The following is a 24,991-nucleotide window of genomic DNA, read 5'->3' as shown; positions in this document are numbered from 1 at the left end:
GAAAAGAAGCTGTGACAAAAGTTTTGTCACAGCTTCTTCTGAATAAGCGGTTAGTAATAGCTTTTTCGGAAATTCCTTCTCATTTCTTGAAACTGATCACATCTGTCACAGCCTCAGATATCAATCTTAATGATTTACATGAAAGAATTCTTTTAAAACTTGCAACTCATAGCGGTCTCGGTATTGACTAAGGTTGTCTATTGCTTTTGTCAAATAGTACGATAAATCTTCTTCAACCAAATGATTTAATTGTAGATTTGCATGCCTCTCATTTAGACACTTTTCTTTTACCAGTGCTTTGATAAAATAAACGAGACCACTATCACGCGGATTAGCTAGTTGATTTTGGTAACAGCTTGTCTTTTCAATAAACTCTATCACTTTTCCATAATCTTTTTTGTGAAGGTAAATTAATGTTAAATAAGCATTTAACTGAACCCTTTTCCATAATGAAGTAGTAACTTCAAAATATTCATTTGCCTTGAGAAAATAGGTTTCCGCTTGATCATAATCTTTTTTTGCATACAGTGTAATTCCCATATCAACATAAAAAATAGCCAAGCTCGTCACCAAATTATTTCCTTCACACAAATTGATGGCTTTTTGTTGCAGTTTGATAGACTGCTCATAGTTAGACCGCAAACGCTGGATTTCTGCTAGATAATCATACGCGGCAGCAATATTGCTGTTATACTTTTCGTCAAAACGGTTAGCAATATTAAAAATTGTAATCGATTCTTGGATGTACGATTCTGCTTGATCCAAATCACCGATCATCAGATGATACAAACCTTTCAATCGCAATAAAATACCGATAGATTCGTTGTTATTGGCAGTAATTGCTACATCCATTGCCAAATCGATATAATGTGCCATGTCCGTCGCATTATCAGTTTGAATATAGTAATAAATCATTTGGCGATACCCTCGCAATAAATAGGTTGTTAGATGAAAGTCTTTCGCTTTTACGATTACTCGCTGAATATTTTCAATTCCTCGATTATAGTCCCCGGAATTGATGAAAAAGCGACCTTCTAGATAAAGAAATCTGACGAGCAACAACTGATAAGTACTATCTTCTGCATACTGTCCTTCAATTTCTTTAAGTCTTGCACCTATCTCTTTGAATTTTTCTAATTCATTTGGGTCTTCTCTTCTGACCGATTCACGTGATGCCAAATGTTCTTGATGATAGATTGGAAAGAGTTCATGTTGAATACGTAAAAATAATTGATGATGAGAAAGTTCATAATCTAAGGACTTAAGTTCTTGATGCGCCTGACGATAGTGATACCCGATTGCTGCCAATAATTCGCTATCGTTTTTTGCTTCATTTAACTTTTGCTCTAATAAAACAGCAATTTTTTCATGTATCACACGTAATTTCATATCTGATTGTTGTGCATAAATAAATTGTTTCATCTTATTATGTTTAAAACTAAAGCATACTTCATCGAGATAAATATTCTCATTGATCAATCCTTGCTTGATTAAATTATCGAGCGCTTTATAAACCTCTGCTTTTTGACCATCGACTAACTCAATTAGTACACTCATAAATGCTAATTTCTGAAAGAAAGAAATCAAGTCAATCAATTCCACTTCTACAGGCAATAAGTTTACAAACTGTAGACTAAGCTTATCCTTTATGTTTTGCGTTAATCTTTCCAATGTGTTGCTCTCTTCCAATTGATTTAAGTACTCACTAATGTACAGAGGAACACCTTCTGATTCTCTCATAATAAAATCTATTGTAGATGTTTGGAACGTATGATTAGGCAATTGTTTCTCACAAAAAGCCCTGACCTCAAAATCTTGAAATGGAAGTAATTTCAATGTGATAATTTTTTCATAGCGGCGAACGCTTACGATAAAGTCTTGTATTTCCTTGCGAAAGCTTGATTGCAATGTCATGATAAAAATGATATCCCGATGGGGGTTATGCAGAATTAAACTCGTTAATAGCCTAATACTGGTTCGATCCATCCATTGTAAGTTTTCAATAAAAATGACAACAGGAGTTATTTTCCCCAACTGTTGCAAAGCTTCCGATATGCATTGTGCCAAAAAATTTAACTCAACAGAATCAATGGACCGAAGTACGCGTTGTGCTATTAAATCATTAAAAAATGGAAATTGTTGACTAAATGTTTGTTGCCATTGACTAACTTCAGCTAGCTTTTCTCTTTGCAATAAATGGATGATCTGTTGCAGTAGTTCACGCCATGGACGCAAGCAATGCTCTTGTTCCGTTTTATAACAAGTCACTTTGAATAGCTCATAAGGATATTGAATGTTTTCTATGACTAATTGACACAATGAAGACTTTCCCACACCTAAATCTCCGGTAACTAAGACCGATTGAAATGGCTTTTTTTGTTTTAAATTCGCCAAATTCAACTCCAAGCGCTCCACTTCATTGGATCGTCCATAAAAGTGATTCGCGCGTTTTTTTTGACTTACTCGCTGTTTTTGATTGGCAATCTGTAATGTTCTTTGATAGAGCTGTTTTGTTTCTTCACTTGGTTCAATTCCTAATTCATCTCTAAGTGTCTCTGCCAATTCATAATAGGTTTCAATTGCTTTCCCATTGCGATGATTTTCAATATAAAATTGCATCAATAATTGATAATTGCGCTCATCAAATTCATCAATTGCAATTAATTTTCTGATATTTTTTTCTACATCGGCTACGGCATGAAATGAAATGTCTTCTGCAACCTTTTGATAGCAGCATTCTATAAATTGATGTTCATAGAGATTACGCATCTTAGTCAACCATGCATCAAACAGATCGGAATCTTTCAAATAAAATCCTTTTAAAAATTCATCCCGATAGTCTTCCAGATGAGCATAAGCATCCTTTTCAAAACGATACGTATCACTCTCAATGATTAAATCAGAATTAAACGTCAAAATAGATTTATTCGGTGAAACAATAAATTCCCCTCCCAACGAGCGATTTGCTTGATAAATTGTATTTCGCAAATTCTTCTTGGCACTTTTTTCATCTTTACTAGGCCATAAAATACCTGCTATTTCATCCCGACTAATTTGTTTGTTGATCACCATGTAATACAGCAAAGCATTGATTTTTGAAAAAGAAAAAATTTTTATGTTCCCATCCACTTTTATTGTTGGTGTTCCTAATAATTTAAACGACAATGTATGCTCCATCACTGCTCCTTCTTTCAGTTTTACTAATCTTTATTTTAAAACAACCAACCTAATAAAGATACCGCTTACAACACTGTCCATTATAACCTTCTAAACCTTTTATAAGAAAAACTCTCTAACTCTATCACTAGAATTGGAGAGTTCTCTGCAAAAAGATTTCTAACTATGCTGACGTTGCGAGACGACAAGATCTCCAGCCTTATATACATGTGTAACCAAATTAGTTGCAAAAAAATACAATGGAAAATCGATATTCGGTGCATCAAAAATAGTAATATCTGCCGATTTTCCTTTGTCTAGGCTTCCTACGCTCTTTGATCGACAAATAGAATACGCAGCATTAATCGTAACCGCATTAAAGACTTGAATTGGAGTAAGCTTTTGCATGAAGCAACCTAACTGCATAATAAACTGTAAATTTGCTGTTGGACAACTTCCAGGGTTACTATCTGTCGTTAATGTAATTGCCATACCCTTGTCGATCATTTTTCTTGCTGGTGCATACGTGTCTTCCATTAAGCTAAAGGTGGTTCCAGGCAGCAAATTCCCGATAACTTTGGCTTCGCTCAACTTTCTGATTCCTTCGTCAGTTATCATCATTAAGTGTTCAGCACTAACTGCACCTAACTGTGCAGCAATATCTACTCCCCCAATCGATGCAATTTCATCCGCGTGTATACGTAATTTAAATCCCATTTCTTTTGCGGCTTTTAACAATCGATAAGATTCTTCGGCAGAGAAAACCCCTTCTTCACAAAACACATCACAAAATTCTGCTAGTTTTTCTGCTTTTACTTTTGGGAGCATTTCATCAATGATTAAATCAATAAACTCATTAGAACGTCCCTGATACTCTGCTGGAATCGCATGAGCTCCCATAAAAGTAGAAACAATATCGATTGCATGCTCGTTATTCAATTTTTTTGCAACTTCCAATTGTTTTTTTTCTGTTTCCCAATTCAATCCATAGCCGCTTTTAGCCTCTACTGTTGTCACACCATGCATCAGCATTTTATCCAGCAGATCTGCAGATTTATTATACAGCGTGTCAAATGAAGCTTGTCTAGTCGCATTCATTGTACTTAAAATCCCACCACCATCAGCTAAAATCTCTAAGTAAGGCACACCATTTAATTTCTTGGCAAACTCATGCTCTCGGCTACCACCATATACGAGGTGTGTGTGACAATCAATTAATCCAGGTGTCGCTAGTTTCCCTGTGTAATCAATAATTTCCGTATGTTTATCAACCAAATCATTGTTTGGCTGTCCTTCCCCTACGTGCAAAATCTTTCCATCCTTGATAGCGATATAGCCTCCGTTGATGATTATCGCTTCACTCATCTGCTTTCCTCTCAATGGTGCACCCTGATCAATCGGACAAAAAATTTGACTAAAATTGTTTAAAATTTTTTCTGCTTTCATTATTCTTACTCCTCTACAAATTATTCATATTCTGAGTATAAAAAATCATAGTCTAACAGAAGTCAAACGACGCGTCTCAACCATTTATAAAATTGGAATAAAATTATTTGTGCGGATAGACGTTTCGTTGACACCGCTTACATATACTGAGAATCGTAAGCCGATTAAGAATATTTTATTCATTCACCATTATTATACACTTGAGGAGGAAGTATTAATGATTCAATTACAAGACATCGAACAAGCGATGACAGTTAAGTTAGATGACTTTTTACCTGAAAAAACTATTTTTCAAGAAGGCATTCGCCGCGCACCTGATCGCGGATTCCGTTTAACAAAAGACCAGACAGAACTCGCATTAAAAAATGCATTGCGTTACATTCATCCAAAATATCATGAAATCGTGATTCCAGAATTTATAGAAGAGTTAAAGACACGTGGGCGTATTTACGGTTATCGGTGGTATCCTAAAGAAAGAATCTATGGCAAACCAATTGATGCATATAAAGGTAAATGTACTGCCGCAAAAGCAATGCAGGTAATGATTGATAATAACCTTGATTTTGCTGTGGCGCTTTATCCCTACGAACTTGTAACTTATGGAGAAACTGGTCAGGTTTGTTCCAACTGGATGCAGTATCACTTGATTAAAAAATATCTCGAAATCATGACAGAGGAACAAACATTGGTGATTGAATCAGGTCACCCTTTGGGCCTTTTCAAATCAAAAAAAGACGCTCCCCGTGTGATTATCACGAATGGATTATTAGTTGGAGAATACGATAATATTGATGACTGGGAAATTGCCGAAGAAATGGGAGTAACCAATTATGGACAAATGACCGCTGGCGGCTGGATGTACATTGGTCCTCAAGGAATCGTTCATGGCACGTTCAATACCCTTTTGAATGCTGGTCGTTTGAAACTTGGAATTAAAGATGATGGCGATTTAGCTGGAAAACTGTTTGTTTCCTCTGGACTTGGTGGGATGTCTGGCGCTCAGGGTAAGGCTGGAGAAATCGCCAATGCAGTGGCAATTATTGCTGAAGTGGATAAGTCACGAATCGATACAAGATTAGAACAAGGATGGATTTCTAATCTTGCGGAAACTCCAGAAGAAGCAATAAACATTGCTACAAGCTATCTAAATAAAAATGAAAAGACTTCAATTGCCTATCACGGCAATATTGTCGATTTATTGGAATACATTGACCAAAATGATGTACCAGTTGATTTACTATCTGATCAAACCTCTTGTCATAATGTGTACAATGGAGGATACTGCCCTGCTGGCATTACGTTTGAAGAAAGAACAAAACTATTAGCCACAAATAGTGAAAAATTCCATCAGCTAGTGGATGAAACATTGAAACGCCATTACCATGTAATCAAGTCGCTTGTTGCAAAAGGCACCTATTTCTTTGACTATGGTAACTCTTTCATGAAAGCAATCTATGATTCTGGCATTAAAGAAATCTCAAAAAATGGGATTGATGATAAGGATGGCTTCATTTGGCCATCTTATGTTGAAGATATCATGGGACCAATGCTTTTCGATTATGGCTACGGTCCATTTCGTTGGGTGTGCTTAAGCGGTAAACACGAAGACTTGGTCGCAACAGATCATGCTGCAATGGAAGTGATTGATCCGACTCGCCGTTATCAAGACCGAGACAATTACAACTGGATTCGTGATGCAGAAAAAAATCAATTAGTCGTTGGTACACAAGCTCGAATCTTATACCAAGACTGTATGGGGCGAGTGAATATTGCACTTAAATTTAATGAATTGGTTCGAGAAGGTAAAATTGGTCCTGTTATGCTAGGACGTGATCACCATGATGTTTCTGGAACAGATTCTCCATTCCGTGAAACATCAAATATTAAAGATGGAAGTAATGTTTGTGCCGATATGGCTACACAATGCTACGCCGGAAATGCTGCTAGGGGGATGTCTTTGATTGCACTGCATAACGGTGGTGGTGTCGGAATTGGCAAATCAATCAATGGCGGTTTTGGACTTGTACTAGATGGTTCAGAACAAGTGGATGAGATCATCAAGTCAGCGATTGCCTGGGATACGATGGGCGGAGTGGCACGTAGAAGCTGGGCTCGAAATGATCACGCAATTGAAACGTCCATTGAATATAACAAAATGAATCAAGGGACTGATCATATCACTATCCCTTATCTTGCAGACCAAAGCAGCATCGATGCCGCAATCAATGCGCTTTTTGATTAAATCAAACACGGATTATTTTTTCCCAGGAACTGTGATATAAGTACTTTTTAATAAACTAAACATCTGAACTGCATGATACTATTTACGGTGAAGTCGGTCTTCAGCACAATCTTAAGAGAAAGACAGTTCATCATTATAGAGAACGGATACCTTTTGGCTAGTTTATACTTCTGTCACACTTCCTTTTTTAAGTGATCTACTGAAAGGAAGCGAACCATGTACGCACCAGAAGAAATTGTTGAAATAGCAATCAAAAACGGGGCAAACAAAACAAAAAAAACACTAATAGCAAAATGTTTGTTAGGCTTTATTGGCGGTGCTATGATTTCTTTGGGATATTTAGCTTATATCCGAGTATCCGCCCCCATACCATCAAACTTTTCCGGATTAGGGACATTGTTAGGATCAGCAATTTTTCCTATTGGATTAATCGTCATTTTACTAGCTGGCGGGGAATTAATCACTGGAAACATGATGGCTGTAACAATTGCCTTTTACGATCACCGGATTTCTTATCAGAAGCTTGTAGGCAACTGGGTATTGATTACAATTACAAACATGATTGGAGCAATTTTTGTTGCCTATTTTTTTGGTTACTTTGTTGGACTGACGCATACTGATGTCTTTAGAGAACAGGTCATAAAAATAGCGCAGCACAAGCTAAACACTTCTTTTTCACAAGCCTTCATTTCCGGTATTGGCTGTAACTGGTTTGTTGGACTCGCATTGTGGTTATGCTACGGTGCAAAAGATGCGGCAGGAAAGATTCTATCTATCTGGTTTCCAGTCATGATTTTCGTGGCAATTGGATTCCAGCATAGTGTCGCTAACTGCTTTGTTATTCCCGCAGCAATCTTTGAAGGAGAAGCTACTTGGAAAGCGTTTGTTTTAAATTTTATCCCTGTCTATCTAGGAAATATAGTAGGTGGTGCAGTTCTCGTATCTGGATTTTATTATCTTAGTTATTCAGCAAAAAATGCTACTACCAAAGATAACTAGCACAGAATAAAAGAAGATGAACATATGTATCCTCAATACGTATGTTCATCTTCTTTTTAAGACGTATACCTATTCGTTATTTTCCACTATAAAATAGTTCAGCACCTACTTCGCAAATGCATCTTGCCCTCCATACTTATTCTGGTGGATGATCTCACTGATCAAGTACTCGTAGATGGAACGCGGAATCTGTACACCATCTTGCTTTGCTTTCTCAAACTGTAGTTGACTGATCTCGCCTGGATAATAGACCTCTGATTGTCCTTCGACAGGCGGAATTTCATGTAATTCATTTACCATTTGATCCATCTGTTCTTTAAATGCCGAAAGATCCGTAAAGCGTTTGGGATCAATGACTAGAAACATTTGTCCTAGGCGTCTTTTTTCAGTGAGATCGGCATACATAGAAGATACATGTTTCCCGAAAGGCAGTCCTAACAGTGAACCGGCTAAAATATCCACCATCATCATCAAGCCATAGCCCTTGGCGCCAGCGATCGGTAATAATCCTTTAACGGCCGTAGGATCTGTGGTTGGTTGTCCTGTCTCGTCCACTGCCCAATTTTCTGGGATCGGCTGATTTTTGGCTCGGGCATCGAGTATTTTGCCCCACGCTTGAACGGTGGTAGCCATATCAAAAACAATGGGTTCATGTCCCGCTCGTGGCGCAGCAAATGCAATTGGGTTCGTGCCAAAGTAATTGCGGGTACCGCCAAAGGGAACTGCCATTGGATCTGATTGACACATCGCTAATGCGATCAACTCTTCTTCTGCCGCTTTTTTGACATAATAAGCCATGGTACCACTATGACTGGTTTGTTCGACACCGACATAGGCAATTCCAGCTTCTTTGGCAAGATGGATCGCAATCTTCATCGCTTCATTACAGACGTATTGTCCCATGCCATTGTCGCCATGAAAAATCCCTGTAGCAGGGCCGGTTTTCTCAAAAGATAATTTAGGCGCCAATGTGATTCCGCCTTTAGCGATCCGTTCGGCATAATAGTCCATGCGTACAGCACCGTGGGAATGGACACCTGTTGCATCTGCAATAGCTAAATGTTTCGCCGTTTCGCTGGCAGCTTCTTGCGGCAACCCAGCAGCGATCAGTTTTTTCTTCATCAATTCTTCCAATTGAGTAATAGAAAGAGTGACTAGTTCTTCCATCGTGAATCCTCCTTTAACAATAAAGGAGAAGTACCTGATAGTGACAACAGCGACTTCTCCTTTCTCTTATTGATTAAATATCTGATAGTCCAATTCATCCGCAGATTTCGCAATGATCATCGCAGAATAAACGTCTGAATTGACATTCAAAATCGTTCGCAGCATACCGACAAACCATTCTACACCAGCAAAAATCGCGATACTCTCGATTGGGAGTCCTAATTGAGGGACGACAATCGCCAGTGAAACGAGGCCAGCTCCCGGAACAACTGCATTCGCCAAGGACACGAATGTTGCAGTGACAGCCACTGTAATCATTTGGATCAAATCAAAAGGCATTTGATACATCTGGGCAATCGTCATCACTGTGATCGCCATATGCATCGCAGAACCATTACTATTTAAAGACATTCCTAGTGGTAAGACTAGATTTGTGATACGGCTGCTTAATCCCAGCTTATGTTGGGCTTCTTCCATAGCGACCGGTAATGTGATGGCAGACGAGGTAGTCGCTAATGCCATAATGGTCATATTTTTCATATTTTGGATCAAGCGCCATGGATTCACGCGGCAATAGATCATCAAAGCAACAATCCATATGGCAAGAAACGTCAGTGTGGCTAACCCATAGATTAGAAGATACTTTCCTAGAGGTAAAATGATCTGTAACCCCAAAGAACTGATCGTTGAAGCAATCAGCGCAAAGATCCCGATGGGCGCTAAAATCATGACATAGCGGATGATCGTCAGCACGACTTCATTCAAGTCAACAATGATTGTTAATAATTGCGACTGCGGATTCTTTTGCAAAAAACGATTTAAAGCAATCCCAAAAAACAGGGCAAAAACGATGATCTGAATAATCGATCCTTTTGACAAGGCATCGAAAATATTGGTAGGAATAAAATTGATCAGCGTCTCCGATGGTGAGATTTCTTGCGCTTGGACAGTGTCAGCAGCCGTTTGTGAAAAATCGATCCCTTTACCAGGGGTAAAGAAAACTGCCATTGCGACACCCCAAGCCGCAGCAAGTAAGGAGGAAATCCCGAAGACCGCGATTGTTTTCCCACCTAACCGTGTCAATTCTTTGGGGGCAATGCCCCCAACAGCCTGAATGATTTGCCCTAAGATCAATACCGGTATTGCCATTTGCATGAGCCGTAGAAAAATATCGCCAACGATTTTTAAGTGAACGCCCGCTTGTGAAAACAGCAATCCAAAAACGATCCCCAACAAAACAGCAATAACGATTTGTGTGACCATTGGTATTTTTTTTATTTTCACCTTGATCCCCTCTTTATTTGCGGAGTATAGTCCCTACCTGTTGATCAAGTACAGCTAAATTTTCAATTGAGGTAATGATCGCTGTCCTTGACGCATCCTCGTTTACAAAGCCGATGGCTGCCTGGATCTTCGGTAACATACTGCCAGCAGCAAAGTGTCCTTCTTCAATATACTGTTCTGCTTGCTCGACAGTGATTTCTTTGAGAGCTTGTTGGTCTGGTTGATTGTAGTTAATGTAGATATTATCAACACCCGTTAAAATAATCAGACGATCTGCTTGGACATTGTCTGCCAAAACCTTGGCTGCAAAATCTTTGTCATTGACTGCTTCCACGCCAACATAGTGCTGATTTTCTTGATAAACAGGTACCCCACCACCTCCAGCACAAATCGTGATTACACCGGCATCGACTAGGGTCTTGATCACGTCTTTTTCGACGATTTCTTGTGGCATCGGAGAAGGAACCACTTTTCGGTAGCCCCGTCCGGCATCTTCTTGATAGACACCCCCGGTTTTAGCCATCGCTGCTTCCGCTTCTTCTTTATCATAAAAAGGACCAATCGGTTTCGATGGTTTCTGGAAAGAAGGATCGTTTTTATCCACTCTGACTTGTGTGACTAAAGAAATCACGGATTGCGGCACACCCCGTTGGGCAAATTCATTGGTTAGTGCATGTTGCAACCAATAGCCGATACTTCCTTGCGTCATCGCAACACAGGTATCCAATTTCAGCTGTGGATTTTTTTCGCTTTCAGCAGCTTTTTGCTGAAGCAGCAAATTACCGACTTGTGGGCCATTTCCATGACACAAAATCACTTGTTCGCCTTTTTCAACAAAATCAGCAATATATTTGGCTGCTTGAGCAACTACCGCTTTTTGTCCACTATCACTAGGGTCTTTATCCAAAATGGCATTTCCGCCTAGTGCGATTACATTTAAACTCATTTTACTGTCTCCTTCTCATTTTCCTTCGCTAATACGGCAAATATTCCTAATCCGATCAGCAGCAACACACACGATAAGTAAAAACCGACTTGCATTGATCCTAATGAATCTGCTAAAAATCCTGTGACATATGGCGCGAGGATCGAACCAGACATTCCGATGAAGTTGTAGGCACTAAGCGTCGTGCCTAACGCTCCGGCTGGTGCATTTTTCGTTACAAATGTCACCACGATTGGATCAAGAGCAAGCTTGCCCGTCAATCCATACAAAATCAACACGGCGATCAATATCGTGCGGTCTGTAACAAAGGCAATCGCAAAAACTGAAAGTGTCGCAAGGGGTACCAAGAAATACACCAGTTTTTTCGTTGCTCCTGTTTTGTCGTTCAACCGAGCAAAAATCAAGGCACCAGGAATCGAAGCCCATGGGACGAGAGAAGCAATAAATCCAACACTTGCTCCTTCAAATCCACGTTCTGCGATCAAAAATTGTGGTAACCATGTAATGATAACAAAATTTGCATAAATGCTAGTAAAACATAAGATAAAGGCAGCCACTAAATTACGATTAGAAAAAATTTGTTTAAGAGAGATTTTTTCTTTTGGTCCTTCTTCTTTAACCACTTTTTCTTCATCTTCAGGACGGATGACTTTCTCTTTCAATACCGTGTAAAACAAGATACCGAGAATCAATGTTGGGATCGCCATGATAAAGAATGGTTTGCTCCAATGATCGCCATTATCCAAAACAAGTTTACTTGACAATAGATACCCGCCAGAAGTCCCAAAAGCCATTCCGCTGTTGATAATCGCATTCCCAACGGTTCGTTTGTTATCTGGAATCGCTTCTGTTGATAACGCGTATTGAGGCCCATAATACGCACCTTGACCGATACCGGCAAGTGCGCGAATGACTAAGAACAAGACAAAACTTGTAGCTAATCCACTGAAATACGTGGTCACGGCCAGCAGTACAAACCCAATGGCAATGACTAGCTTTCGACCGATTTTGTCCCCAACGATCCCAAAAGGAATTTGGGCGATGGCATAGGTCAAGAAGAAGATACTATTTGCTAGACCTAGTTGCGTATTGCTTAAATTGAATTGTTCTCCGATCACACCCATGATTGGATTAAAGATCGTCCTTGTGGCATACATTAAGATCCAACCCACAAAGAAAATGGCAACAACTTTTTTCCAATAATTGTTACTTACTTTTTCAGCTGGTCGCTGGTTGATAGATTCCATGATTTCTCCTCTTTTCTATTCTAAAGTGATTGATTCCAATGCTAGCAGCATGCCAAAACACAGATCAATGCCCGATGAATGGCCGATTTTCATGACATCCTTTACATCTTTTTCGATCAGCTGCTGATCTTGGCTTTTCAAATCAGTCAATAATCGATAGATCAATGAATTGACATAACCTTTGATAGAGGCGGAAATATAGGCTTTACTGACATCAGTAGTAGACAAAGGAACCGCTAGAGCAGTTGCTAACTTCTCCGCTGGTTGATCAAAGGCATAAAGCATTGCTTGGTAAGCAACCAATAGATCATCTCCGCTAGGTGTCAATCCCTTCCCTCGGCCAATTAGATAAGCAGTCACTTGCTGCCAATCTGGCTCGGGATGCCGCAACGCTTCAAAAATTTCTAAGGCTCGTTTTTCTAAAGGAAGTCCAATTTTTTCTACTAAATTTTGCTGGGTCAGTATTTCTTTTAAGCTGTTTCGCTCCGCTGCAGTGAAGGTAAGGTCCTTCACTTGCAGCGAAACAAAAGCAACATCTGTCAAAGGCAAAACAATCGTTCCTTTGGTACTATAAAATGTCAAACTATGACTACGTATCTTGACTAAATTTCCCGGCTCCACATAAGGCATGATTGCCCGAAACTGTTCTTCAGGTAAATACATCCCAAATCCTGCCAGATAGCTGCGGTAATTATTGATGTTGATCAACTGTTCATTGACTTGAATATTAAATGAACGATCAAATACACTATGGATTTTCCCCATTCCTCCAAATTGCTGGATCGGAGACAGGTAATCACTCGCAATGATTTTTTCAGTCAACGTCGATCCCTAGTTTCTTCGCATAAGCTGTTAGAGCATTTTCAAAACAGCCTAGAGGTGCTCTAACCGTTCCCGCACCAACTTGTCCTACTCCAGCTTCTTTGTGGGCGATTCCAGTATTGATCACTGGTGTGATCCCTGTTTCGACTACTTTTCGAATGTCGATTCCTAAACATGTTCCTTGGAAGTCCCATGTTGGGATCGAAAATGTCGAATTGTGTCCCAGACAAATTTTTGCCATTTCATTCGATGTTTCCAAGGCATCTTCAAAACCGCCGGCACCGACAAAACGCGTCACGCCTGGTGCAGCAACCATTGCCATTGCCCCAACACCGACGGTTTCCGTAATGGCGCTGTCTCCGATATCAGGATTACCGTCTGCTTCAGTAAAGCCGGTAAAGTACAGACCTTTTGGCGTATTGACCGGGGCAATGTGCCATTCGTCCTCTGTTTCTGCGATACGAATCCCAAAATTGACACCGTTACGGGTCATCGTTGTCACTACTGTCCCTTTTGTTTCTGAACGAGCACCGTCAACGATGGCCTTACCGGTAGCCATCATGATGTTCAAGAAGAATTGATCAGTATCTGCTAAGAACTTGATAACTTCGTACTTTTGATCTTCCGGAATATCTGTTTGAATGATTAGTGGCGAAATTTCTTTCAAGAAGTTCAATGAGGCCGCAATGTTTCGTTGGTGGAATTCATCCCCCATCGTGATCGAACGCGCGATCAAGACATTCAAATTGATGCCTTCTTCTGTCAACTGCAATGCTTTAGCGATCGTCGGTCCTAAAACATCTTTGATCCAATCCAAGCGATCAATGACTTCTTGGGAATAAGCACCAAAACGTAACACTTTGCCGATACCCTCGTTCAAAATACAGTAAGCACGATTTCCTGTCAGACGATTTTCAACCACAAAGACAGGCATGTTTGCAGAAGTGATTCCACCCATCGGGCCAACAGCTTGTACATGATGACAAGGCATGAAACGAACTTCTCCGCTTTCCAACAACCGGCGTGCTTCTTCTTCATTCGTTGCCCACCGTTCAAATAACGCCGCGCCAATACAAGAACCTTGCATCGGTCCAGTCATTTCTGACCACTCGATTGGAGGTCCAGCATGTAATAACGTTTTTTGCTGCTCATTTAGTTCAGCAATGACTGTTTTAGCAGGTACCACATCGATCAAGAAAGGTTGCGCATTCTTGATTTTGTCTGTCACTTCTTGGTTGTCCGCTGCAATTTGATCCTCAAAATCTTCCAGTGCATCCAGAATGCGAATCATTTTTTTATTGCCGCTCGCTCTAGGACGCCAGTTAAATTGCTCCGTTTGTCCACCATATTGCAAGATCGATTCATTAAAACTTTGTAAGCCGACATTGATGATTCGCGGTTTTGTTGTCAATAATTCCATCACTTGCTCACTAACCGTTGGTACATCAATCGTTGTCCCCGTGTAGTCTTCCACCGCTTTATCTGCTTCTGACATTTCAACACCTTTTAACAAGAGTGCTAATTGAACAGCTTTCGCGTTGCTTTCTGCTACATAAACCCCCGCTGCTTTCAAGCGATCGACTGCATCTTGATAATTTTGCGGATCTTTCGTGGTTCCGCAGACTGTAGCCACGAAGTAAAGATCACGCCCAGCTGTTTTAGCTGTTGTTTGTGCTGCTTCGATGGCAGGTAGCAATGCTCCGACCATATCTTCATGTGCACCGTAACCTAAAACCACGTCGAACAAAATAATTCCTGTTTGTTCATCCTCTGCATACTCTTCGATTTTTTGAATCCGTACCTCTGGATCGATCATTGGATGAGGTTTTCCTTGCGTATAAATATCATCGCCTAAATCGATCACATCGTAGCCGTGAGAATGCAAAATATATCCTTCTTGCTTGACTAAACCTTCTAAGTTCAACGCTTCCGAAATCAACATGCCCGCTTCAGCAGCTAGTGTGCCGCCAGAATAAAGGCCTTTAACAACTTTGTCTTTGTCTAAAGTGGATACGTTTGGTTTGTCCAATTTTGTAAAATAATTCCGTTTGACAGCTTCTTCATTTGCTAAATCAACAGCGATTTGTGCAGTTTCTTCCAATGTGTGTGCCAAGTAAACTTTTCCTTCATGGGCTTCAGGTTTTTCACCTAAGAAAATAGCAACGACTGGCTTGCTGATGCTTTGCAGCAATTGAACGACTTCATCCCGCACTTCTTTTGCAGGTGGCTTCGAGATGACACAAATCACATCGGTTGGTTCATGATTTTCCAGAGCGACGATCGCATCTTTCACAGTGATGGCTCCCACCTTATCACTGAGATCACGTCCACCAGTTCCGATTGCATGTACTACCCCGCCACCTAGACGATCGATGATCGTTGTGACTTCTTGGATCCCTGTCCCTGATGCACCAACTACACCAATATTTCCAGGTGAAACCACATTGGTGAAGGCAATCGGGATACTAGAGATGATCCCTGTTCCGCAATCTGGTCCCATCATTAATAGTCCTTTTTCATGTGCTAATTTCTTTAAGCGAACTTCATCTTCAATAGCTACATTGTCCGTAAAAGAAAAAACATGCAGACCATTCTTCAAAGCCTTTTCCATCTCGGCTGCGCCATATTCTCCCGGAATACTGAACAACGCCACATTGGCATCCGGCAAAGCAGTCAGTGCTTCTTGCCAAGAAGCTGCAGCAGGTTTCTCTTTGTCGTCACCTTTAGCGGAAAGATCAGCTAGAAAGGTATCGATCGCCGGTAAAACTTCCTCCATGATTTGCTCGTCTTCACTGTCGACAACGATCATCATGTCATTCGGGGAAGCAGCTTCTGCTTCAGGCGTCAGCAAGCCAGTGTTATTTAAAATATCTTTGTTTGCATCTGTCCCCATCATGATCTGACTCATTGTCACGCCATCAAGATCATTGATCGTATTCGTCAACAACATGAGATTGATCGAATCTTGATAGTTGTTCTTTAAGATCACTGTGTTTAACATTTGTTCTCCTCCTTTTCTTATATTTTTATTCTAACGCGACTTGTTTGCGTTTTCATTGGATAAAAGTCTAAAAAAATGCTATACTTTTTATCCAAAAGGGGAAAAAGGAGAATCTTATGCAATTAAAAGAATTGATTGAGCTGCCGCTTTTCAAAGATAGCAAGACACTGACTGGCACGATTGGTTTAACAAATCCAGTGGCCTCTGTCATGGTGCTTGAAGCCATCGATATTGAAAAATGGAGTAAGAAAGATCAGTTGATCTTGACTTCATTCTATGCCTTCACGGATCTTTCTATGGATCAGTTGCGTGTTTTTTTTGAAAAGATGCAGCAGATTGGGGTCAGTGGGTTAGTCGTCAAAGTCGATCGCCTGATTCCAATGATTCCTGAATGGATCATTGGTCTTAGTTTTGATTATCAGATCCCATTGATCAAAGTACAGCAAGATGTTAGTTACGAAGCAATCATGTTGGCGGTTTATGAACCGCTTTTGAATCACCAAACACATCTCTTGCGAACCTACTATGAGGTCCGTCAGCGTTTCATGAAGGTTGAACGCAACCATTCGTCCTTTGAGCAGATCATGCAAGAGTTTTATCAGTTGATCGAAAAACCTTGTTCATTACGGATCCCCCATTTGGATGTTCAAGTTGCGATCGGTCAATCCTTTAAGAATTATGTAGTCACAAAGAGTGAACCAATGAAAACCATCGAATTCACAAAAAATCATTATGAATATCTAGAGCTTTTTTCTCATGAGAACAATCAGTATGTCACTGCAATCAAAGTGGATATCATCAACCCATTCAATGACTTATGTACATTGATCGTTTATCAAAAAGATTCTCAGATCCCCGAAGCAAAGGTCATGATTATCGAGAATGTCGTAGACGTTATTTACGAACGGCTGCAAATGGAATATCTTCTAAAAAAAGAGCGCTATAATCGGATGAACAATCTGGCCGAAGCCATTTTGCAAAGTACACCGAATAATTCCGAAGAATTAGCTGCATTGCTGCAAGAGGCACAATTAGATCGTTATGATTACTACCAAGGAATTGCTTTTGCCTCCAATACCTTTAAAGATAAGCAAAGAAAAATAGCTGTCCTGCACAAATTACGGGCATTGAAAACTGCCCATGTGTTTTTTGAGCATCATAATTATTTAGTCGTCCTGTATAATTTTCAGCAGCTAGCCCAAGAAATCAGTAAAAAGAACTTGGAAAAACAATTTGAAGTCTCTCTCTTATCAGAAGAATCTGCTTGCTTAGCAGTCAGCGAAGTCTTCACTAAAGAACATATCAAGGAAATCTTGCCCCAATGTCTCGATGCCATTCGCTTCAACCGCCAGTTCTATCTAGGACCGATCTTAACTTACAGTGATTTAGGAATCTTTAGCTCCTTTATCAAAGAAAATCAGTTGGAACGACTGCAGCAAAGCATTCCCCCAAAGTTGTACCAAATGTCAGAAGAAGACGAGGAATTATTCACTACTTTCTATACTTTTTTTATCAGCAACCGCAATTACAAGAAAACTGCCGAGGCTCTTTTTCTGCATTCGAAAACGATTCGCTATCGTCTCAACAAAATCGAGCAGTTGCTGGAGATTGATTTGACAAATCCTATCCAATTGGTTAATTATGAAATCGGTACGTATTTATTAGAATTGAAGAAAAGGAGTCGTTTATAAATGAAAACAGACTTTTTATTATCTACCGGTGCCTCAGTTAGTCTTTACCCTGCTGATTCCATTGAGCAAGAGAGCTATCTGATTTACTTGCATGGTGGCGGATTCGTTTACGGCAGTCGGCAGGATATTCCCAAACCATTGATCGAATTGTTTCATGAACACAACTATACGATCCTATCTATGGACTATTTGTTGGCACCAAACAGTTCACTTTCTGAAATTATTGCCGCTACCTGGGAGAATTTCTTGGAATTAAAAGCGAAAGTAATCAAGGAGCACCCTTATCGAATCTGCGGTCGTTCAGCGGGAGGGTATTTGATGATGGCACTGACGAAAAAAATTTTTGCTGAAAAACTGCCAATGCCCGAAAGCCTAATTAACTTTTATGGCTATACAGACTTAGCTTTCATTGAAACTTCTCGTCAGACGACTCAACCACCATTGTCTGAGTCCCTTCTGCCAAAAATCGAGTTAACAGAGAAAGTATGGGATGATCCCCAGTTTCAGCGTTATCTCTTTTATATTTATGCACTTCAGCAACAAAAATTGACTGAGGTATATGGCATTTCCTCCAATCAGTTGACGGATTATGCGCTCCCAGCGGAAGAGCTACAACTCTTTCCTCCTGTTTTTAGTACAGCCAGCAGTACCGATGAAGAAGTCCCATTTCGCTATAGTAAGGCATTAAAGAAAATTCCAGATAGTAAATTTATAGCTGTTTATGACCTGCCGCATGACTTCCTGAAAGAAACAGATGATGACCAAGTCCAAATGGTTTTTTCCCGTTTAAATACCTGGTTAAATGACCACTGACAAAAAAACTAAAACAAAATCATTTTTGACAGGCAGCAGAGTGTTATAAAAAGAACCCTCTGCTGCCTTTGATCAATTTTTCTTCTCTTTCAACTTGAAAATCAGCAAACAATGCTTACTTACACCAAGATTGCTGGTTACATGCTATACTAAAAATGATTATTTGAAAGAAAGAAGGATGAATTTAATGGAATTTGTGGGTATCTTATGCCTAATCCTCCTCACAACAACTCTTTTCTCTCATATAGCAAGACGGATTGGCGTCCCTGCTGTAATTGGGCAATTGTTGGCTGGTGTTTTATTAGGAGGTGCAGGACTTAATTGGGTACATCCAGACATTTTAGTACACGATTTTTCTGAGATCGGTGTTATTTTGCTAATGTTTTTAGCTGGTTTAGAAAGTGATATTTCTTTACTGAAACGCTATTTTCGCCCTGGAATGTTTGTAGCGATCTTGGGGATCCTCTTCCCGATGTTATTCGGCTATCTCACAGGTATCGGATTTCAAAGCAGCGGAACGGAAGCCTTCTTTTTTGGTATTGTTCTAGCAGCAACTTCTGTCAGTATCTCTGTCGAGGTACTCAAAGAACTAAATGTTGTTAATACCAAAGAGGGTTCGACGATTCTAGGCGCCTCAGTTGTCGACGATATTTTGGTCGTTTTGGTATTGAGCCTCAGCCTTTCCTTTTTGGGAGGTTCTGGTACGCAAAGCACCCCTTTGCCTGTCACACTATTTGTAGAACTTATTTATTTTGTTTTGATCTTCTTACTTGTTAAATGGATTGCGCCGTTCTTACTTTCTTTAGCAGAAAAGCTCTTTGCCAATGCCTCAGTCATCATCATGTCTCTGATCATCTGTTTAGGTATGGCTTATCTTGCTGACTTAGTCGGTTTGAGCTCTGTGATTGGTGCTTTCTTTGCCGGGATCGCTGTTAGCCAAACAAAAGTCAAAGAAGAAGTGGAACACAGTGTAGAAGCATTGGGGTATGCCGTGTTTATTCCAGTATTCTTTGTTAGTGTCGGCTTAGAAGTAGACTTTTCTTTGTTGAATGAGCAATTACTCTTTATCTTAGCCTTTACGGTAGTAGCTATTTTGACTAAACTTGTCGGAGGCTTTGCTGGCGGAAAAATCGCTCAGTTCTCCAACAATAGTGCTTGGATGGTTGGTGCAGGGATGATATCTCGCGGCGAAATGGCTCTGATCATTTTACAAATCGGACAACAAAATAACTTGATCACACCTGCTCTTTATTCACCCTTAGTAATTGTGGTTTTATTGAGCACACTGATCTCCCCACTGATTTTGAAATATTTTACAAAAAAAATCTATTGATGCAATTCGTAAAAGGCAAAACACCTTCTCAACTGAATTGAGAAGGTGTTTTATTGTATTTAAAGCAAAAAAACATTACAATAAAGCTATATAGGATCAAAAGGCCGACAACACATCGTGAAAGGGCGTATTCTCATGAAAATCATCAAGAACTCCATTGAAAATCACCAAAAGAAAAAAGAGCAAAAAAAACTGATTTTAAGAAAAAAGAACTTTGAATTACGTGAAAGAGGAAAAGATCCTCATAAAGGGTGGCACCCCATGGTCGATACCGGATCCGGCGGTGCGAATGGTGCACTCGTTAAAATCAATAGAGGCACCATCGATATTACCGGAAACAATGACGAAACATTCAACTATTTTTTAGAAGAACAAAGACGAGTTGCTGATCATTCAAAAAGGCAGAACTAACTCTTGTTTAGAATGACTGGCAAGAGCACTTTTCAACTGCTTCTACGATAAATACTATTCAATCCAGACGGTCTCAATCAGTAAATATAATAGTCATCGCTTCCTGCCTGATAGATCTCGATCACTAATTTATGAGGTAAACAAATACTGGTTTGTCCATTTTGAGAGATCCAGCCAGTTTTAACAGCAATCTGATCTGGACTATTGTCTTCTTTCACGCGAATTTTCCCGTTATTTATTTCGATAATATTATATTGTTTTCTAGACGGAGCATACGTTTTTGTCAATGATTCAATTTGTTCGAGATTGAATCGGTCAACCTCTTGCCCGTTGATTCGAACGATCGCGTAACGATCACCTGTATTCTCCGTAGCTTGTGCAGAGAAAAAGAATGGCAGAAAAGATCCTACAATCAATGCAGCAAAGAGGAGGTAATCAAAGGGTTTTAATAAACGAATAAAAGAATCTAGCAGCCTCATTCGTATCACCTCTTTCTTTTTTTACTGTTTTTTCTTTAAAACAGCTAGTCGTCTAGTTATGTCCTTTGCTGATTTCAATAATTGAATAAAAAGGCATTGGCAAAAATCACCTGATTTTGCCAATGCCTTTTTATTGAATACAATTAAAATCATAAATGATTGGTTGTGCTCATCATGCGTTTCAATGGATGCTTCCTGTTTTTGCATCATTGTCAGCTGTGGCTACTTAAATCGTTTCTTTTTTAATGGTTTCAATCATTTGATCGATTGCTTGTTTGATTTCATCTTCTGTATCGGGTAATTTGCTTGGTACCCCATCATGCTTACCACTGTCGACTTCTCCGGAAAAACTTACTTCATCCCCTGAAACATTGATTTGGTCTTGATACCCTTTTACAGCGATATAGGCTTTGGCAAGCACCTCAGTTTCTTTCACATCTTCAATTTTTTTCATTGTACTTCCCCTCCTGAATCTTATTGTAGCAACTTCTATTTAAAAACCAAATTGATTTGCTTTGTTTTTCCCAGTTTTAATATCTCCAAAAGAAAAACGAAAGTAGGAAGGGCTATTTTTCGGATGGAAAACAACACCGTTTTTTTGTTAAAGTATTTGCATATCTTCTATTGAAAAAAAGCTTTTTTCAATTGATCTTTCTATTCGATAGTTGGTTCTGATAATCTACGGTCTTCAAAATAAGCCGATAAATCAATCAATTCATCCTCTGTAAACTGATTCATTTCTACTTCACCTAAAATCCTTTCTTGCAGTGTTCGATCCATTTCCCAGAAATGGTCGATCTTTTTGAAATGGTCAGCCGAAAACCTGGCAAATACTGGATAAAGAATCAAGAAGTCGGTGTATGTCAGGTCCATGGACTCTGTATAATCCTTTACGTAACCTGAATCTAATGCTTCTTTGGTTGGTTCACCCTTTGGCCCAATCAATCCTTTGTGATATAACAGCTGAAAAATTTCTGCTTTAGTGACTGTCGGATCAACTTTCTTTTGGTAGCAATAAGCCTCTTCAACCAATGATGGATATTGGATCATCATTATTCTCTACTTCCTTTCAGTCATTTGCTTTCGTTATGATCGGTTTCTTCAAAAGATATTCCTTTAATGACACATGGTGACTTCGTGTATAATTCCCACTGGTACTGTCAAAATGGATGGCTGGCTTCTTCAATTGTTGATTTCTCCGCCGCCGGTTTTTCTTTACCTTTGAAGTTTTTCTAGCTGGTACTGCCATTTTTTAATCCTTTCTTGGAAAAATAGTTTCGTTAGCTAATTTTTTTCTTGTTCCGCTTGTATTCATGGATAATTTTTAGCGCACGCTTGCGAGTCTTGATATTTGGACTTTTCAAGCGGCGATAAGCACTTGCCAGATCTGTTTTTTCCAATCATTTTCCTCCTTTATCGTCCTACTTCTCTCTTTAAGATTCATCTGTATTCTTTACTCACTTCTTTATTTCGCGAAAAATTGCTTTTCGCCGTAGTTTTGGTGAATATTTTTTTAATTCCAATCGATAGGGTGTGTTGCGCTGATTTTTGCTAGTCAGATAGAGTCGTTCTCCGGTTTCTACACATTCCAATATAATATTATTTCTCATCCTCAAACTCCTTCCAAAAATCTCTTCAAAAAACAAAACGTAACGATTACGTTTTAAACCTTATCATAGAAAAGTAGAAGATTCAAGAAGTTTTTTATATTTTTGTTATTTTATAAATGAAAGATGTTTCATATGAGTCGTTGATCGTTTCTGAAAAAAATTCTATTTAATAAAATACCAGAAATAAAAATAGCTGTTTCTCTCTTTAAAAACTTTGATTTAACAAAAAAAATAAGATACCCGCAAGCTGGTATTTTAGAACAACTTCTTAAAAATTGTTCTAGTAATTATCCAATACTTTACTGGTATCTTGTTTTTTATTATTCGTGTGTCTTCATCCATTCCGTGATAGCCGACAACCGTTCAAGGCGTAAATTGGGCAACCCGCTGCGAGAAAGGCCATGACTAGAATGCGGAAAGAGGATCAATTTCGTGTCAATGTCATTCCGTTTTAATGCCGTATAAAATTGTTGTCCTTGTTCCTGTGGACAGCGTAGATCATTTTCACCATGTAAAACCAATGTAGGGGTAGTCACACGGTCTGCATAAGCTAATGGCGACATTTCCCAGAGTTTCTTAGACTCATCTAAATCATGCAACAACTGATATTTTACAAAAAATGGTCCAATGTCGCTGGTTCCATAGAAACTGATCCAATTGGAGATCGACCGCTGTGTGACGGCAGAGCAGAAACGATCCGTGTGCCCTACGATCCAATTGGTCATAAAGCCCCCATAACTACCGCCAACGACATGAATTTTTTGGGGATCGATCTCTGGATGATGATTAAGCACGTCATCCACACCTAAGAGCAAGTCTTGGTAATCTTTATTGCCATAATCTCCTAGGATCGAGCGAACAAACTCCTGACCATAGCCTTGCCCACCGCGAGGATTCAGCAAAATCACTCCGTAACCATTGGCTGCATGAACTTGCATTTCGTGAAAGAACGTCTCCCCATAGCAAACTTGCGGTCCACCGTGAATATATAAAATCGCAGGGTGCTCTTGACTGGTCTCGATCGGTGGTAGATACCATCCTTGGATTTGCCAACCATCTGCTCCCTCATACCAAAAGCGCTGCGGTTCACTGATCGACAGGTCATTCATCAGAGCTTCATTCGGATCAGCTACTAGTTCTAGCTCGCCACTAGTTAAGTCAAGCACCGCTAGTCGACTTGGGATCGTTGGTGTCGAATAAGTGATTGCTAAGTGGGTTTCATCAATCTTTGCTGCATCAGTGATATCCATTAATTGGTCAAATAGTAATGTCCATTGTCCTTTCGTATCGACACGGTACAATTGCAATTTTCCATGAGTAGTCACTGGTACAATAAACTGTTGTTTGTTGATCCAGGTTACTGAAACACCACGATTTTTTTGTTGAAAATCACCGATGATCGTATTGCCGATGGCAAGGTCTTGTTCATTTGAGAGGTTGACTACTTCCTTTGTTTCAAGGTCCATGAGATAAAGATCTTCCTGGGTAACAAATCCATAGGTTAGGTCATTCCCCAAAAGCAGCAATTGGTTGCCAGATAAAGCAGCAAAAGAATAAGTCCCTTCAGGCAGATCAGATTCAAATGAGTGATGCTGATTCGTTGTCAGATCATACGCATACAGCATACTTCCATAATGCCATTCTCGTTCGGGTTTCGTCTCTGCGGTATAGAGTAGACCTTGCTCTTTTTCCATGATTGCTTCAAGATGGATTTCCAGATCTGTTTCAAAAATAGTTGCTGATTCTTTCGTCGTTAATAAGACTTTCTTTACTCGCGTGATTTTCTCAGATAAAAAGCCCGCACCATCTGCTTGATAGCCTAATTTGGTCGTCATTTTTATTTTAGGAAAATCGTTTTCAGCAGCTTTTTCTTTTGACGTATCGTATTTTTTCTCAGAGTCATCCACTCGTTCTTTTGATTTATCTGCTGAGACTTGATAATAGACCGCTGTAGCATCGTCTGTCCAAAAATAATTGCTGATTCCCTGCTCTGCTACTAAGACAGAAGCTCGTCCACCGTTTAACGGCATAATCATTAGTTGATTTTTTTCTGTTTCTTTCTCTGTCGACAGAAAGCTCAGCCATTTTTCATCGGGAGAAACTTTTAGCTCGGTACTATTTTTTAATTGGTTGCCCCATACCTGCCTTTCTTTTGTCTCTCGATCAACACTGAATATCTCCGATTCATAGCAATTCTTTTCCTCATTGATTGTATTCTCAAGATAGAATATGCGCTCACCAGCAGCTACTGGCTGTGCCACACTCTTCAACTCAAACAACGACTCTTTTTTTATTTTCATTTACCCGCCTCCAAAATTAGGATAATTCCATTATAGCAAAATCC

Annotated in this window: 21 protein-coding genes; 6 read left to right on the top strand and 15 right to left on the bottom strand. The window is 39.6% G+C overall.

The annotated features are described in order from the left end of the window. Positions 1-126: 126 nt before the first annotated feature. Positions 127-3,177: an AAA family ATPase gene (locus tag IGJ28_RS14415; protein WP_252711522.1), complete on the bottom strand. Its 3,051-nt coding sequence runs from the start codon at positions 3,175-3,177 to the stop codon at positions 127-129. A 159-nt stretch (positions 3,178-3,336) separates the two neighbouring features. Beyond that, a complete protein-coding gene (gene hutI, locus IGJ28_RS14410) occupies positions 3,337-4,602 on the bottom strand; it encodes an imidazolonepropionase (protein WP_003125720.1) in 1,266 nt (421 codons plus the stop codon). Between the two features lie 217 nt (positions 4,603-4,819). On the opposite strand from hutI, the gene IGJ28_RS14405 reads away from it, so the two are divergent. Together IGJ28_RS14405 and IGJ28_RS14400 are read left to right on the top strand one after the other, a co-directional pair. Continuing rightward, on the top strand, positions 4,820-6,844 hold the full coding sequence (locus IGJ28_RS14405) for a urocanate hydratase (protein ID WP_113849378.1): 2,025 nt from the start codon (positions 4,820-4,822) through the stop codon (positions 6,842-6,844). 216 nt (positions 6,845-7,060) lie between these two features. Further along, positions 7,061-7,843 (top strand): formate/nitrite transporter family protein, encoded by a 783-nt coding sequence (locus tag IGJ28_RS14400; protein WP_003125717.1) that lies wholly within the window; start codon positions 7,061-7,063, stop codon positions 7,841-7,843. A gap of 105 nt (positions 7,844-7,948) precedes the next feature. Here the strand turns inward: IGJ28_RS14400 and allD are convergent, their stop codons facing one another. The 6 genes from allD to fdrA form a co-directional block, all read right to left on the bottom strand. Then, complete coding sequence (gene allD, locus IGJ28_RS14395; RefSeq protein ID WP_081131575.1) at positions 7,949-9,010, bottom strand: ureidoglycolate dehydrogenase; 1,062 nt, start codon at positions 9,008-9,010, stop codon at positions 7,949-7,951. A 66-nt stretch (positions 9,011-9,076) separates the two neighbouring features. Beyond that, positions 9,077-10,294 carry a dicarboxylate/amino acid:cation symporter gene (locus IGJ28_RS14390; protein WP_113849376.1) on the bottom strand — a complete coding sequence of 406 codons (1,218 nt, stop codon included), beginning with the start codon at positions 10,292-10,294 and terminating at the stop codon, positions 9,077-9,079. Positions 10,295-10,307: 13 nt separating this feature from the next. Continuing rightward, positions 10,308-11,240 carry a carbamate kinase gene (gene arcC / locus IGJ28_RS14385; RefSeq protein WP_081131577.1) on the bottom strand — a complete coding sequence of 311 codons (933 nt, stop codon included), beginning with the start codon at positions 11,238-11,240 and terminating at the stop codon, positions 10,308-10,310. Continuing rightward, positions 11,237-12,487, bottom strand: a complete 1,251-nt coding sequence (locus IGJ28_RS14380; RefSeq protein ID WP_060814492.1) for an MFS transporter — start codon at positions 12,485-12,487, stop codon at positions 11,237-11,239. Before IGJ28_RS14380 ends, arcC begins: the two co-directional genes overlap by 4 nt. Before the next feature lie 15 nt (positions 12,488-12,502). Beyond that, entirely contained in the window at positions 12,503-13,309 is an 807-nt protein-coding gene (locus IGJ28_RS14375; RefSeq protein WP_103301026.1) for a DUF2877 domain-containing protein, read from the bottom strand. Then, positions 13,302-16,310, bottom strand: coding sequence for a DUF1116 domain-containing protein (fdrA, locus tag IGJ28_RS14370; RefSeq protein WP_103301027.1), 3,009 nt, complete (start codon positions 16,308-16,310; stop codon positions 13,302-13,304). The genes IGJ28_RS14375 and fdrA overlap by 8 nt, the downstream gene beginning before the upstream one ends. A 116-nt stretch (positions 16,311-16,426) precedes the next feature. On the opposite strand from fdrA, the gene IGJ28_RS14365 reads away from it, so the two are divergent. The 4 genes from IGJ28_RS14365 (at position 16,427) to IGJ28_RS14350 (ending at position 20,558) form a co-directional block, all read left to right on the top strand. Further along, positions 16,427-18,001 carry a PucR family transcriptional regulator gene (locus IGJ28_RS14365; RefSeq protein ID WP_081131580.1) on the top strand — a complete coding sequence of 525 codons (1,575 nt, stop codon included), beginning with the start codon at positions 16,427-16,429 and terminating at the stop codon, positions 17,999-18,001. Next, on the top strand, positions 18,002-18,814 hold the full coding sequence (locus tag IGJ28_RS14360) for an alpha/beta hydrolase fold domain-containing protein (RefSeq protein ID WP_003125709.1): 813 nt from the start codon (positions 18,002-18,004) through the stop codon (positions 18,812-18,814). A gap of 187 nt (positions 18,815-19,001) precedes the next feature. After that, positions 19,002-20,147: a cation:proton antiporter gene (locus IGJ28_RS14355; RefSeq protein ID WP_005470619.1), complete on the top strand. Its 1,146-nt coding sequence runs from the start codon at positions 19,002-19,004 to the stop codon at positions 20,145-20,147. A 135-nt stretch (positions 20,148-20,282) separates the two neighbouring features. Then, positions 20,283-20,558: a hypothetical protein gene (locus IGJ28_RS14350; protein ID WP_086269038.1), complete on the top strand. Its 276-nt coding sequence runs from the start codon at positions 20,283-20,285 to the stop codon at positions 20,556-20,558. Between the two features lie 77 nt (positions 20,559-20,635). Here the strand turns inward: IGJ28_RS14350 and IGJ28_RS14345 are convergent, their stop codons facing one another. From IGJ28_RS14345 to IGJ28_RS14315, 7 genes are all read right to left on the bottom strand, one after another. Beyond that, on the bottom strand, positions 20,636-21,037 hold the full coding sequence (locus IGJ28_RS14345) for a NusG domain II-containing protein (protein WP_195957432.1): 402 nt from the start codon (positions 21,035-21,037) through the stop codon (positions 20,636-20,638). A 226-nt stretch (positions 21,038-21,263) separates the two neighbouring features. Continuing rightward, positions 21,264-21,491, bottom strand: coding sequence for a hypothetical protein (locus IGJ28_RS14340; protein ID WP_003125702.1), 228 nt, complete (start codon positions 21,489-21,491; stop codon positions 21,264-21,266). A gap of 200 nt (positions 21,492-21,691) precedes the next feature. Further along, complete coding sequence (locus IGJ28_RS14335) at positions 21,692-22,090, bottom strand: hypothetical protein (RefSeq protein WP_170081569.1); 399 nt, start codon at positions 22,088-22,090, stop codon at positions 21,692-21,694. Between the two features lie 16 nt (positions 22,091-22,106). Next, complete coding sequence (gene rpmF, locus IGJ28_RS14330) at positions 22,107-22,286, bottom strand: 50S ribosomal protein L32 (RefSeq protein WP_195957431.1); 180 nt, start codon at positions 22,284-22,286, stop codon at positions 22,107-22,109. 31 nt (positions 22,287-22,317) lie between these two features. Further along, positions 22,318-22,437, bottom strand: coding sequence for a putative metal homeostasis protein (locus tag IGJ28_RS14325; protein WP_021150266.1), 120 nt, complete (start codon positions 22,435-22,437; stop codon positions 22,318-22,320). Between the two features lie 57 nt (positions 22,438-22,494). Beyond that, positions 22,495-22,647 carry a 50S ribosomal protein L33 gene (gene rpmG / locus IGJ28_RS14320; protein ID WP_081132107.1) on the bottom strand — a complete coding sequence of 51 codons (153 nt, stop codon included), beginning with the start codon at positions 22,645-22,647 and terminating at the stop codon, positions 22,495-22,497. A gap of 320 nt (positions 22,648-22,967) precedes the next feature. After that, positions 22,968-24,947 carry a S9 family peptidase gene (locus IGJ28_RS14315; protein ID WP_252711523.1) on the bottom strand — a complete coding sequence of 660 codons (1,980 nt, stop codon included), beginning with the start codon at positions 24,945-24,947 and terminating at the stop codon, positions 22,968-22,970. Positions 24,948-24,991 lie beyond the last annotated feature (44 nt).

This window comes from Enterococcus sp. AZ091 (assembly GCF_051714805.1).
Lineage (GTDB): Bacteria > Bacillota > Bacilli > Lactobacillales > Enterococcaceae > Enterococcus_D > Enterococcus_D gallinarum.
Note: the sequence above shows the minus strand (reverse complement) of the source record. Positions and strands in the feature narration are given on the sequence as shown.